At 48.0% G+C, this 13,713-nt stretch carries 12 protein-coding genes; 3 read left to right on the top strand and 9 right to left on the bottom strand.

What is annotated here, in order from left to right; translation table 11 throughout:
• The first annotated feature begins 53 nt into the window (after nt 1–53).
• The 3 genes from QM657_RS12170 (at nt 54) to QM657_RS12160 (ending at nt 3,334) form a co-directional block, all read left to right on the top strand.
• Nucleotides 54–605 (top strand): nitroreductase family protein, encoded by a 552-nt coding sequence (locus QM657_RS12170; RefSeq protein ID WP_415066933.1) that lies wholly within the window; start codon nt 54–56, stop codon nt 603–605.
• Nucleotides 606–758: 153 nt separating this feature from the next.
• The gene (locus QM657_RS12165; RefSeq protein ID WP_415066932.1) at nt 759–2,432 is read left to right on the top strand and encodes a S8 family peptidase; all 1,674 of its coding nucleotides are present in this window, start codon (nt 759–761) and stop codon (nt 2,430–2,432) included.
• A gap of 143 nt (nt 2,433–2,575) precedes the next feature.
• Complete coding sequence (locus tag QM657_RS12160) at nt 2,576–3,334, top strand: AIM24 family protein (RefSeq protein WP_415066931.1); 759 nt, start codon at nt 2,576–2,578, stop codon at nt 3,332–3,334.
• A 34-nt stretch (nt 3,335–3,368) separates the two neighbouring features.
• Here QM657_RS12160 and QM657_RS12155 read toward each other — a convergent pair whose 3' ends face one another.
• The 9 genes from QM657_RS12155 to eno all read right to left on the bottom strand — a co-directional run bounded on the left by QM657_RS12155 (nt 3,369) and on the right by eno (nt 13,710).
• Nucleotides 3,369–4,394, bottom strand: coding sequence for an LCP family protein (locus QM657_RS12155; RefSeq protein ID WP_415066930.1), 1,026 nt, complete (start codon nt 4,392–4,394; stop codon nt 3,369–3,371).
• A gap of 155 nt (nt 4,395–4,549) precedes the next feature.
• Nucleotides 4,550–5,203: an HAD family hydrolase gene (locus tag QM657_RS12150; RefSeq protein ID WP_415066929.1), complete on the bottom strand. Its 654-nt coding sequence runs from the start codon at nt 5,201–5,203 to the stop codon at nt 4,550–4,552.
• A 201-nt stretch (nt 5,204–5,404) separates the two neighbouring features.
• Nucleotides 5,405–7,333, bottom strand: coding sequence for a fructose-specific PTS transporter subunit EIIC (locus QM657_RS12145; protein WP_415066928.1), 1,929 nt, complete (start codon nt 7,331–7,333; stop codon nt 5,405–5,407).
• The gene (gene pfkB / locus QM657_RS12140; protein WP_415066927.1) at nt 7,333–8,250 is read right to left on the bottom strand and encodes a 1-phosphofructokinase; all 918 of its coding nucleotides are present in this window, start codon (nt 8,248–8,250) and stop codon (nt 7,333–7,335) included. Before pfkB ends, QM657_RS12145 begins: the two co-directional genes overlap by 1 nt.
• A gap of 260 nt (nt 8,251–8,510) precedes the next feature.
• Complete coding sequence (locus QM657_RS12135) at nt 8,511–9,365, bottom strand: MurR/RpiR family transcriptional regulator (protein ID WP_415066926.1); 855 nt, start codon at nt 9,363–9,365, stop codon at nt 8,511–8,513.
• Between the two features lie 29 nt (nt 9,366–9,394).
• Nucleotides 9,395–10,975, bottom strand: coding sequence for a metallophosphoesterase (locus tag QM657_RS12130; RefSeq protein ID WP_415066925.1), 1,581 nt, complete (start codon nt 10,973–10,975; stop codon nt 9,395–9,397).
• 115 nt (nt 10,976–11,090) lie between these two features.
• Nucleotides 11,091–11,648 (bottom strand): 4'-phosphopantetheinyl transferase family protein, encoded by a 558-nt coding sequence (locus tag QM657_RS12125; RefSeq protein WP_415066924.1) that lies wholly within the window; start codon nt 11,646–11,648, stop codon nt 11,091–11,093.
• 5 nt (nt 11,649–11,653) lie between these two features.
• The gene (locus QM657_RS12120) at nt 11,654–12,313 is read right to left on the bottom strand and encodes an MBL fold metallo-hydrolase (protein ID WP_415066923.1); all 660 of its coding nucleotides are present in this window, start codon (nt 12,311–12,313) and stop codon (nt 11,654–11,656) included.
• Between the two features lie 101 nt (nt 12,314–12,414).
• Nucleotides 12,415–13,710, bottom strand: coding sequence for a phosphopyruvate hydratase (gene eno / locus QM657_RS12115; RefSeq protein WP_415066922.1), 1,296 nt, complete (start codon nt 13,708–13,710; stop codon nt 12,415–12,417).
• Nucleotides 13,711–13,713 lie beyond the last annotated feature (3 nt).

Below are 13,713 nucleotides of genomic sequence, written 5' to 3'. Positions count from 1 at the left end.
GCAGCGTGATTCACGTTTTCATTACTATAAAAAATTAATAAGGAGACACGACTATGGATTTTTTACAATTGGCTAAAAAACGTCATTCCGTCAGGAAATTCAGCAATCAGAAAATAGAACAGGAAAAACTGGACTTAATCCTGGAGGCGGGAAGAATTGCCCCCACTGCGGCAAATTACCAGCCCCAGCGCATCCTCGTTCTTGACAGCGAGGAGAGTCTGGAGAAATTAAAACCCTGTACTCCCTGCCATTTCCACGCTCCTTTGGCTCTTCTGGTATGCTACGATTCTTCTGCAAGCTGGAAAAGATCCTACGACAACGAAGACACCGGAATCACGGATGCCAGCATTGTTGCCACTCAGATGATCCTGCAGGCTGCCGAATTGGGCGTTGGCTGCACCTGGGTAGCTCACTTTGATCCCCAGCTCACACGGACTGCCTTTGGTCTTCCTGATTATCTGATCCCAGTTGCCTTAATTCCCATGGGCTATCCGGCAGTGGATTCGGCTCCCAACCCGACTCATGAAAACCGTTTTTCTTTAAGCCGCACTGTTTTCTTTAATTCCTTTGACGGAATTTCAAAAGGAAAACCTACTGAAAAATAAACGAAAAAACTTATCCTCCCTCTTTCCCGTGCCCAGGACTTCCTAACAGAATGGACCAATCAGCCGGAAAGAGGGATTTTTTATCTGCCTTCCCGCATACATATGGCATAGTATATAAATATACTGGGTCCAAAAGGGACAGGGGGCTTTGCCATGGAAAAAATACTGGATAACCGATATTATGACCTGATCATTCATAACTCTATGGTGCCGTCATTTGACAGCGGAAATAATATTACAACTTTAAATGAGACTCATTCCCTGCTTCATATACAAAAAAGCAGTATGGATCCTTGTGACCTGGGGCGCCAGCCTTATGACAGCTTTCCATCTCTTTTTACCCTCTCCTCCAAGGTGAGCATGGAGCGGTCAGGCATTAACACCATTCAGCGCGCTCCCCAGCTTGGCCTCTTTGGGTCAGGCATTATCATCGGTGTGGTCGATACGGGCATTGATTACCTTCATCCTGCCTTTCGAAATCAGGATGGAACCACCCGCATTCTCTCCATCTGGGACCAGACAGATGGCAGCGGAAAACCTCCCAATGATTTTACATTCGGGTCTGAATACAGTGAAAATCATATCAATACCGCTTTGAGGTCCGAAACTCCTTTGTCGATTGTGCCGACTACTGATCCCTACCTTCACGGAACAGCCATTACCAGCATCGTCTCCGGCTCTCCCAACGAACAGCACTCCTTCACCGGGATTGTACCCCGGTCAAGGCTTGTTGTTGTCAAGCTGAAGGAGGCAAAGAAAAATTTAAAGGATGTTTTTTTTGTTCAGGAAAATGCCTTATGCTATCAGGAATCGGATATTATGCTGGGAATCCGCTATCTCGTATCGGTGGCCAGGCGGCTTAGCCGCCCCATTGTCATCTGCATTGCCTTAGGAAGCAGTCAGGGAGGCCACGACGGCAACGGCCCCCTCAGCACCTACTTAAACCAACTGACAGCCATGCCTAAAACGAATGTTGTGGTGGCCGGAGGCAATGAAGGGAACAAGGGAAGGCATTATTTCCACAATTGCACAGAGCCGCCCTTTGAACACAGCTTTGAGTTAAACATAGGGCCGCAGGATAAAAAGCTTTTCATGGAAATCTGGCCCTTTCCTCTGGGAAGAATCTCTATCCAAATCACCTCTCCCACCGGAGAGACCATCGGCACCATCTCCCGGCTCACAAGCGACTGCGGAAGATTCACCTTCTCTCACATCAAAACTCTTGTCTGGATCAACAACATTTCGATGGAAGGAGACAGCGGGGATTACTTAATATTGGTGCGTTTTGACAATCCGGTTCCGGGAGTGTGGAAATTCAAACTCAGGAACATGGAATCAGACCCCTTTTCCTTTCACTGCTGGCTGCCGTCCGGCAATTTGATTTCAAATGAAACTTATTTTCATATGCCAGATCAAAACACCACCATTACAGCTCCCGGAAATGCCAGAGTTCCCCTTACCGTCGCCGCCTACAACCAGTTTGATGACACCATTTTGGAGGAATCGGGAAGGGGTTACACCCGGTTTGACCATACTGCCCCCGACATCACCGCTCCCGGCTACCGGATTCCCTGTGCTATTCCAGGCAATGAATACGGAACTATTACAGGCACCGGGGCTGCCGCAGCCCACGGGTCAGGAGCGGCGGCCATGGTGGTGGAATGGGGGTTTTGCAAGGGCAATCTCACCACGGTTACGGGAAACCAGGTCAACCGCATGATAATCCGGGGAGCCCAACGCAGCCATGAGATGATTTATCCCAATCAAATATGGGGATATGGGATTTTGAACTTGCATGAGCTGTTCAAACGGATGACGGTGCTCTAGCCAGGGGCCTAAACAGCGGGAAATGACGGAAAGATTCTCTGATGAAAATTGTGATTGTATTTTCTTTTAATTTTCTGTATAATCAATCCAAAGAAACTCAACTGTCAAAATTTTCATTTAAAGAGAAAAAAAGGAGGCCCCTTATGTTTCAGATTCATAATTTTACAGACAACGATGACATCAAAACCTTAGGTTCCTTAGGCCCTTTCACCGTAATCGAATACCTGCGGGATTTGAGTGTAATGCCTTCGGAAGCTCAGTACGCTTATTTTTGCAATGAAATGAATGTCCGCAAAAGACAGGTCATATGCGACTTATCGAAAGCCGATATCACCCTGCAGGCAGGAGCCATGCAGTGGACCGTTGGCAATGTAAATGCCACTACAGGCATCAAGGGCGTAGGGGATTTACTCAGCAAGGCGGTCCGGGGAAAGGTGACCGGAGAATCCGCCATTAAACCGGAGTACACCGGAGACGGCATTCTGGTGCTGGAGCCCACCTACCGCCATCTTTTACTGATCGATCTCAAGGAGTGGAACGGCTCCATTGTATTGGATGACGGGCTGTTTCTCGCCTGTGATTCCAAATTAAAACATAAAACTGTCCTGCGTTCCAATCTCTCCTCCGCAGTTGCAGGCAATGAAGGTCTGTTCAATCTGGGCGTGAGCGGCGATGGAATCCTGTGTCTGGAATCCTCATGCCCCCGCGAGGAACTGGTGGAAATCACGCTGAATAACGATGTTCTTAAGGTGGATGGAAACATGGCGATTGCATGGAGCGGCAGCTTAGACTTTACCGTAGAGCGCTCAGGAAAATCCCTGATCGGTTCTGCGGCTTCCGGCGAAGGCCTTGTCAATGTTTACCGGGGCACCGGAAAAGTTCTTCTGGCTCCGGTCAGCTAGTCAGCAAATAAAAAAGGCTCAAAGCAGAAACATATCATCTTCTGCTTTGAGCCTTTGCCTGAATCTGCCTGCTGATTTCCTTTACCTGCTCAGAAGGCTGGTAATCCTCCTCCTGGAATAGAAATTCATGAAGCCTTTTTACATTTTCCTCCAGAGTCACCGGGATGACACAGTCTCTTTTTCCGATCATCACGTCCTTTAAATTGGAAGGAAATCCCTCTGTTTCCGTCAAGTGAAACCGCTTCATATTTTTTATCAGAGGCAGCAAGTCCTTCATGCCCACACTGGTGGAAATCTGAGGCAGCACAACGCCCGCCATCTGATTTAAAGTGGAAAAATCCGCTTCCCTGGCCTTTTTTAACACCAAATCCGCAACCTCTCTCTGCCGCTCCGTCCGCTTAAAATCCGTATCTATTTTTCTGAGTCTGGCATAAGCAACTGCCTGGACACCGTCCAAATGGTTGAGCCCCTCTTTTTTCAGGTGATGGGACCCTACTCCGGTGGATTCCACCGTTTCTGTAATAAAGCCATTGATCAGGCGAAATTCCTCACGGCTGATATCCACATCAATGCCTCCCAGGATATTGATGGCATCTGCCACCGCCTTCCAGCTAAAGGAGGCGTAATCATCGATATTCAAATCCAGGTTTTCTTTTAAGGCTTCTATGGCCTGGTTGGGTCCTCCGTAAAAATAGGCTTCGTTGATCTTATCATATCTCCCCTTTTCATTGACCTTTAAATACGTGTCCCGGTAAACAGAAACCAGCCGGATTTCTCCTGTCTCCAGGTTCGCATTTAAAATCATCTGCATATCCGATCTGGTGCCCTTTCCCAGCTCTCCTTCTCTGGAATCCACCCCAAATACGGCTACCGTCCAGTAGCCCTCCATTTTTTCCTGGGTCTCTATGCTTATATTTGTATTCTTAACCTGGGGCATTTCCCCAACCGGAAGCCTTTGGGGCATGTGGATGATGTTCCAGCCATGGCCCAGTATAATGCCTGCCAACGCCGCCCATACAGCTCCTATGGCGATAAATCCCCATCTGTAATGATTTGCCATGATTCCTCCCATATCGTTGATCGGTTTACCGTTCAGCCATGGCATAGATAATTTGGTGGAAATGCACCATTAATTTTTCTGCATGGCTTCGTTATCGCAAAAAAAGAAGAGATAAGTGTTTCTATCTCTCCTTAATTTTCCTTATTTTCAGAATTTTATTCAAAAACCGATTTTATCTCACTGGGATGGTCAATGACATACTTTGGGTGGAAGGATTCCAGCTCTTCCCGTCCCCTGAATCCCCAGGTTACGGCCACCGTATCCATTCCCGCATTGAGCCCTGTCTTCATATCCGTATCCGTGTCTCCGAAGTAAAGGCATTCCTCAGGCCTGGCCTGAAAATGTTCAGCCGCCATCCATGCTCCGGAGGGGTCCGGCTTACACACAACGCCTTTTCCTTCCCCGATGATCAGGTCAAAATATCCCTTTTCAAAAACAGCATCCGCACATTCCACAGCCCTGTCATGGGGCTTATTGGTCAGGATTCCGATTTTGATTCCTCTTCCCTTTAGAAATTCCAAAAGCTCTGGAATGCCGTCATAAGCTTCTGCCCGGTAAAGGCTGTTTTCCTTAAATATTTCCCTGTAAACTCCCAGAGCCTCGTCATAGTGGGTCAGAGCTTCATCTCCTGAGTAAATCAGAGCTCTTTCCACCAGCTTTTTATACCCATCTCCCACAAATACCTTAGTATGAGCCACATCCACATCACCATAGCCAAAGTGATTCATGGTCAGGCTGACAGAACGTGAAAGAGAATCAATGGTATTGACAAGAGTTCCATCCAGATCAAAAATACAGCACTTATACATATTGTTCCCCTTCCTGTTTTGTGAATAACAACTTCATTCCCGATCATACTGAATCAGGAAGTCACCCGGTTTTCTGCAATCTTTCTTAAGTATAGCCCACAGCAGAGGGGTTGTAAAGCCTTTTCCCGGAATCCAAAAAATACGCCTTGATCCGGTCTGTTAAAACCGGATCAAAGCGTATCCCAAGGGTTCAGAAACTATTTATTCTGTCTCTCTGTTCTTTTTCAGAACTGCCAGCACAAGACAGCCGGCCACAGACCCGATTACAATAGCCATCAGATATCCAAAGGGATTTCCAATGGTAGGAAGTACGAAGATACCGCCGTGAGGCGCCCGCAGAGTACAGCCAAGAGCCATGGAAAGCCCTCCGGCCACTGCAGAGCCTGCGATACAGGAAGGAATCACCCTGATCGGATCAGCGGCTGCAAAAGGAATGGCACCCTCTGATATAAAGGACAGTCCCATAATATAGTTAACCAGGCCGGACTGGCGCTCTTTTTCTGTAAATTTCTTCTTGAAAAATGTAGTACAAAGGGCAATTGCAATAGGAGATACCATACCGCCTGCCATAACTGCCGCCATAATGTCAAAGTTTCCTTCTGCAAGCTGGGCTGTTCCAAATACGTAAGCTGCCTTATTCACTGGGCCGCCCATATCCACAGACATCATGCCTCCCAATACGATGCCGAGAAGAATCTTGCTGCTGCCTCCCATGCTGTTTAATCCGTTGGTCATGGCATCGTTGATGCCTCCTACGAATGGATTGATAAAGGTGGTCACAACTGCGGCCAGCAAGATACCGATCAGAGGATATAAAAGAACCGGCTTGATTCCTTCCAGAGATCTTGGAAGCTTGGAAAAAAGCTTTTTCAGCAGAATCACAATGTATCCGCCGATAAAACCGGCCAAAAGCGCTCCAAGGAAACCGGAATTCACATCTCCGCCTCCGGGATTTGCAAAGGTGGAACCCATTTTAGCAATAAGTCCGCCTACAAAGCCCACCGCCAGACCGGGACGGTCCGCAATGCTCATGGCAATATATCCTGCCAAAACAGGAAGCATCATGCCAAAGGCCTGCTCTCCCACAGTCTTTAAATAAGCTGCCAAAGGAGTGTTTTTACCGAAATTGCCGGGATCAATGGAATAATCATCGAACAGGAACGCCAATGCGATTAAGATTCCTCCGCCGATAACAAAGGGAAGCATATGGGATACACCGTTCATCAAATGCTTATAAATAGAACGGCCTATTCCATCCTGGCTTCCGCTGTTCTCTGAGGAAGAGCTGGTTCCTCCTGTGTGGTGGTAAACCGGTGCTTCCCCGCTGGAGGCCCGCTTTATCAGCTCTTCTCCCTTGTGGATTCCGTCTGAAACAGAAGCTACCACTACCCGCTTTCCGTCAAAACGGCCCATATCCACGTTCTTATCAGCCGCCACGATGATTCCATCCGCTGCTGCGATTTCATCTCTTGTCAGAGGATTTCCGATTCCTTCCGCTCCGTTTGTCTCCACCTTAACGGAGATTCCCAGCTTCTTGCCCTGCTGTTCTAAGTTCTCAGCAGCCATGAAGGTATGGGCGATTCCGGTTGGGCAGGCAGTAACGGCCAGAATCCGGTATCCGGCAGCAGCTTTTGAAGGCTCTGCTGGTTTTTCTTCCGTTTTCTTTCCGTAACGCTCTGATTCCTTGTCATCAATCAACTGGAAAAACTCTTCCTTTGATGCAGCTTTCACCAGGTCGCCCTTAAAATCAGGGTCCATAAGCAGAGTGGATAATCTGGCCAGTGCCTCCAGATGAACATCAGCTCCGTCAGCCGGTGCTGCGATCATGAAAATCAGATTGGCAAGAGAACCGTCAAAAGCTTCATAATCCACGCCCTCCGGCACCACCATGGCAGCAAGGCCCGGCTCCTTCACAGCGGCTACCTTGGCATGAGGAATGGCAATTCCATCTCCCACCGCAGTGCTGCCCTGGGCTTCTCTCGCCAAAATGCCTTCCTTGTAACCGGCCTTATCTTTCAGCCTTTTTCCGGCGTCCATCAACTCCACCAGACGGTCAATGGCTTCCCCTTTATTGGAAACCTTTACATCCAGTTCAATGCTTTCCTTTTTAAGCAGTTCCGTAATCTTCATTAAAAGCCCTCCTTTAACAATTCCTCATACAGTTTCATAATATCCTCCCTGCCTGCAAGCCCTTCTGAAAAGGCGCTGGCACTTCCTGCAGCGCTTCCAAGGCGCAGAGCATGCTCATAGCTTCCATTTTCCAGGTAACCGGCAATGAATCCTGCCACCATGGAATCCCCGGCGCCTACAGAATTCTTTACTTTACCCTTGGGAACCCCCATCCGGTAAACCTCTTTGTCTTCAGTAATGAGAATAGCACCGTCTCCTGCCATAGAGATCAGAACATTTCTAGCCCCCCGCTCCTGAAGAAGTTTTCCATAACTGATAATTTCATCTTCTCCGTGAAGCACCACTCCGAACATCTCCCCTAGTTCGTGATTGTTTGGCTTGATTAAAAATGGATGGTAAGAAAGCACATTGGCCAGCAAATCTTTCGTCGCATCCACAGCAATACGGACTCCCCTTCCGTCTAACTGCTTCATAATCCTCTCATAGATGTCATCATCAATGGATTTGGGAATGCTGCCGGATAAAATCAGTATATCTCCCTCTTTTAAACGATCCAGTTTCTCAAAAAGCAGATTTACATCCTGGGCAGTGATCTCAGGCCCCATGCCGTTGATCTCTGTCTCTTCCCTGGATTTCAGCTTTACATTGATTCTGGACATTCCCTTTTCCACCCGGATAAAATCCGACTGAAATCCAAGGCTCTTTACTCCCTGTTCGATCTCCCGTCCGGTGAATCCAGCCACAAAACCCAGGGCGGTATTTTCATACCCCAAAGCCGCCAAAACCGCAGATACATTCAGCCCTTTTCCGCCATAATAGATGTTTTCCTGCTCGGTTCTGTTGACCGCTCCCAACGTGAACTGGTCCACCTTTATGACATAATCCAGGGCAGGATTAAATGTTACGGTGTAAATCATATATCACCCCTCCTTTAATATATAAAATTTTATTTCTTATCCTGTTTATAATATAATACGATTTCTTCATTTCGTCAATACGTTTACACAAGAAAAAATATTTCTTGTGTCATTTCAGCATTTTATCCAATCCTTGAAAAGCATTCGAAAGATATCTTGCATTTTTTTATGCAAACTGCACTCTTCCCCCGGTTTTTCTGAATAAAAAAAGCTCCCTTCAAGGTCATGCTGCAGTATGCCGTACCCAGGGAGCATTTCTTTCATGTTTTATCGTCGGAAATAGTGATCTCATGGCGCCTGATGCGGTCATGGGAATCCTTTATGCTGACAGATAAAAACAAATATAATATTTCAATCACAGCAGTGGCCGTCACCCTGGAGAAACAGAATTCTCCCAGAAGAAGCTTCTCCCTTGTAGCCGTTGTAATGTGAAAGTCACACACTTTTCCAAGGGGGGAGGAGGCATTGTTTGTGATCGCTATAGTTTTTACATGGTTTTCCTTTGCCACTGCCACAAGAGTCATAAGGCGTTTGGAAAATCCGGAATTGGATATGATGATGACTGCATCCTCTGCCCTTAAATTGCAGGTATAAGCCACCTGGGTTTCCCAGATAGACCCTGACACAGCGGGAATTCCCAACTGATTGAACTTAAAAGCACCATCTAAGGCAACGGGAGTGGTATTTCCCACGGCCACGAGCTGCACCATCCTGGCCTGTTCAATCACCCTTAAAATCTTTTCCAGGTTCCCCTCCTCCATCATGGATATGGTCTGGGTCAGCTCCGCCACCTTATTGGCAAGAATATTCTGGAGGGATTGGGCAATGTTGTCACGGCTGATGTCATTGGAAACCTCAATGGAATTCCCCCGTTCCTCAGCCACTTCTTTTGCCAGATTGATTTTTAGATGATGGAAGCCGTTAAAACCGCATCTTCTGCAGAACCTGGACACCGTGGCATCGCTTGTACCGCTTGCCAGGGCCAGTTCCGCCACCGTCATGTCAATGATTTCACTCTTATGCCCTAAAATATAATCCGCAATCTTTTTTTCCGCCTCAAAAAGCGAATCATAAGATGAACAGAGAACACCGGACACGCTGATATTTTCCTGCATAAACAACATTTCCCTCATTTCATGTAATATTATTTCACCATTATATCACGATATGAAATACATTGTAAAGAGGGTTCATACTGCCACTGATTATGATCGCGCCCCGTATCCCTTAAAATCTCATCAATCTCGACAAAAAGTCTGCTGTCAGGCAGGTTTCTCTGCCACAGGCGGAACGCCTCCCCGGACCGCACTGCCTTTGCATCAACCGGAATTCCCGCACAGTAATCCCTGTTTATATCTCCGTAAAGGTCCGCCATCTTCTGCATCTGCTCCTCCGGCAGATTGCGAAGCCGGTCATATATCTGGCGGCTGACTACCTCCTTTAGAAAACCGGAAGCATATTCCTTAAAGGAAAGCAGGTTTTCATCCGAAATCCCCTGCTGTCTGGCCCAGCCCTCCACGTCTGTTTCTCTCGTTTCATAGGACAGGCCGCCGTTTTCCGTCCACTTTAACACACCGTATCTGCAGGGCGCAACCGGAAAGGCATCGGCAACCACCTCACTGATGCGAAAATCACTTTCATCCTCTCCCGGTGACAGCTTATTCCTCTTGGTTTTTCGCAGATGGAGATGCCCGCTTATATAGAGGGGAACCTCATAGCTTTCTAACAGCTCCGCCACATCATAGCTGTTTTCTAAGGTACAGTCCACCGGATAGAGAATGCTCTCCTTTAACAGGTTGTGATGGGCGATGGGAATTAAGGAAGCCCCTTCCCGCTTCGCCTCCTCCAACTGCTCTTTCATCCAGACCAGAGTCTCTTCCGTGATGCGCCCTCCCACCTTGTTCACAGGCTCATACTGGGCTGAATCCAGCATCAGGAGCCAGTTTTTCTCATCCAGCTCATAGACATAGCTTAAGGAGGCTTCATCAAGACTTCTGGCCTGGTCATAGCCAAACCGGCGGTAAATCTCATAAAACTCCTCAGGCCCGGCCATCCTGGCCTCACCCTTTTCTTTGCCGAAATAAGAGGCAGCGGCGTAATTATTGATATCGTGATTTCCGGGTATGACAAGCACCTTGACGCCCTTTTCCTCCAGAATCTTCAGCTTTTGTGCCAGGGCTTCGTGGCTTTCCAATTCTCCGTTTAAGCTTAAGTCTCCGCTTAAAATTACGGCAGAGGGACCAAGCCTTTCCATATCAGCCGTAAAGGCATCCATGAGCTGGGGAGTGTACTGGACCAGCTTTCCGTCATCCTCTTTTAACATGGTTTCAAAGGCTTCCCCGTAATCGGTCAGCGTTGGGGAAAGATAATGGATATCTGTAATCACAGCAATGACCGGAGGCTTATACACCTCCGGCTGTTCCTCTTCTGCCTCAGGAAAAGGCATTGCCGGCTTTTGGGCTCTCTCTGCCTGTTTATCCGGAGATGTCTTTCCTTCCTCATATTCTTCTCTTTTTTCCCCTTCTTCGTCCGCTTTTTCTGTCTCTTCCCCTTCCGGCCTCTCAGCCTGGCTTTCCGGCACTTCTTCCAAAAAAGAGCCGGAAGATTCCTTCCCTCCCGGCGCCGGGGAATGAAGCCTGCCAATTGCCAGCACCATGCCAAAGCATATAATGAGGGTTCCTATATAGATCAGGGCCAAAAGGCCATTCTTCTTTTGTCTGCTCATGTTGTCCCACAAAGAGTCCTTTCCACATCCTGTCAATTTTTCTCCATGGAATCATAACACGCTTTTTAAAATAGGGCAACCCTTTCTCAATGGCATCTGGTGAAGGGAAACCTTTTCATGCTTTTATAATCTGAATCTCCTCTTCCTCAAAGGTACAGACTGAGAGCACATATCCTCCCTCCAGCATTTCCTGGTGAAAAAAGGCGCTGGAATCCGAACCGGCAGAAATATCAGCCAGAGGCACAGTAATTCCGCAGCCCAAGGCTTTCACATAGCTCTCCTTTAAGGTCCACATGCGAAAGAAATAAGAATCCCGCTCCTTTTCTGGCAGCTCCTTCATACGGCGCTTTTCCGCAGACGAAAAAACCCTTTCCGCAACACTTTCCGGAAAGGGCCGTATCCGCTCCACATCGACTCCAAGGCTGCTTCCTCCCAGCCCGCAGGCCGCCAGGCCCTTTGTATGGCTGATATTATAATGAATATGGGAGAAATCCTTCAGGTAAGGCTTTCCATGCTCCCCCTTTAAAATCACAAGCTGATCTTCCGGCTCCGGGACAATCCCATACACTTCCTTAAGCCCCTGATAAAGAAGGCGTTTTCCAAGCAAATGCTCTGCCTGCCGTTTTTCTCTTCCATGGGCAGCCTCACACTGCGCCAGATAAATCCGTACCATCTGCCTTACCTCTCTGCATCGTCATTTCCGCGGCTCCAATCCCGGTTCTCCAACCGGCAGCCATGGCCGAAATATACCGTTCTGGACCCAAGGGCGCTGATCTTATCCGCACTTTTTAACATGGCTTCCCGGTCATAATAAGTCATGGAAACGCCGGGATAAAACATGTTGGTCAGAGCATCTCCCACGATCACAGCTTTTCCATCTATATCAAGCCCAATAGAGCCCCCGGTATGTCCCGGAAGCTCTATGACTCTGGCGTTGATTCCATAATCCGTCAGCCAGTCCCCCTCATTTAAGAGGATTTCCGGTGTAAATTCCGGTATGCGGTCTGTCTCCATGCTTTTAGAAGATATCTCCGCAACCACCATTCCCAGAAACCCCTGATAACATAAGGGTTCTATATTTTTATCTTTTATAAGGCTCAAGTCTGCCCTGTGCATGGCCGCAGGCACTCCCAGGACAGACTTTAAATAAGCCGCATTCTGTACATGATCCACGTGACCGTGGGTGAGCACGATCAGTTCTACCTTTGTTTTACGGCATTGGGCCAATATTCTTTCTTCAAAACCTTTCCGTCCTGTATCCACAAGAATGGCTCTTCCATGGTCCTCTACCAGATAGCTGTTGACGCTTCCGCACCTGATACGCTTTATTTCTGCCATCTTTTTTTCTCCCCTTCAAATACTTGGATTCCCTGCCGGACTGCCTCCGGCAGAAGTCTTTCCTATTCATTGTATTGAAAGAGAGTCAAGTATATTCCTTATTACCGTTTAATATGAAAGGCATCAAGGCCTGGATAAACGGCTCCCTTGCCCAGCTCTTCCTCAATTCTGAGAAGCTGGTTGTATTTTGCCACACGCTCGCTTCTGCTGGGAGCTCCCGTCTTGATCTGGCATGTATTCAAAGCAACTGCCAGGTCTGCGATGGTGGTGTCCTCAGTCTCGCCGGAACGGTGGGAAGCGATGGCTGTATAGCCTGCGCTGTGAGCCATCTTAATGGCTTCAAGGGTTTCTGATACAGAGCCGATCTGATTGAGCTTAATGAGGATAGAGTTTCCGCTTCCCTCTAAAATGCCCTTTTTCAAACGCTCTGTATTGGTTACAAACAAGTCGTCTCCAACGAGCTGAATCTTGTTTCCAAGTGCCTGGGTAAGCTTCTGCCAGCCCTCCCAGTCCTCTTCGTCAAGACCATCTTCGATAGAATAAATAGGATATTTTTCACACAGGTTTTTCCAGTGCTCGATCAGTTCCTCTGAGGTGAAATGCTTGCCGCACTTAGGAAGGATATACTCTCCCTTATTTGCGCCCTTCCACTCACTGGAAGCCGCATCCATAGCAAGGACAAAATCGCGTCCAGGCTCATATCCGGCTTTCTTAACAGCTTCAAGGATCAAGTCAATGGCTGCCTCGTCGCTTTCCACGTCAGGAGCAAAGCCGCCCTCATCGCCTACGGCTGTAGCCAGACCCTTGGATTTTAAAATGCCTGCCAGACAGTGGAATACTTCTGTACACCAGCGAAGGCCTTCCTTAAAGCTGGAGGCGCCTGTCGGCATGATCATAAATTCCTGAACGTCTACCGTATTGGCTGCATGGGCTCCTCCGTTTAAGATGTTCATCATGGGAACCGGAAGCCTGTTTCCTGTAATTCCGCCTAAGAAGCGGTATAACGGCACTCCCAGGCTGATGGCTGCTGCTCTTGCAGCGGCAATGGATACAGCCAGAATGGCGTTGGCACCCAGCTTGGACTTATCGCTTGTCCCGTCTGCTGAAATCATGGCTCCGTCAATGGCATAAATATCAGAAGCATCCATTCCAACAAGAGTGTCATTGATTACGGTGTTGATGTTGTTAACCGCCTTTGAAACGCCTTTTCCTCCGAAGCGGGTCTTATCCCCGTCACGAAGCTCCAGTGCCTCAAATTCACCGGTGGAAGCTCCGCTGGGAGCTGCTCCTCTGCCAACAGTTCCGTCGGCAAGGTATACCTCAGCCTCTACCGTAGGATTTCCTCTTGAATCAATGATCTCCCGTCCTATTACTTTCTCAATTTCCAGATAATTCATCGC

Source organism: Lacrimispora sp., assembly GCF_047605665.1.
Lineage (GTDB): Bacteria > Bacillota > Clostridia > Lachnospirales > Lachnospiraceae > Lacrimispora.
The sequence above is the reverse complement of the archived record's forward strand: the minus strand, read 5'-3'. Positions and strand labels throughout refer to the sequence as shown.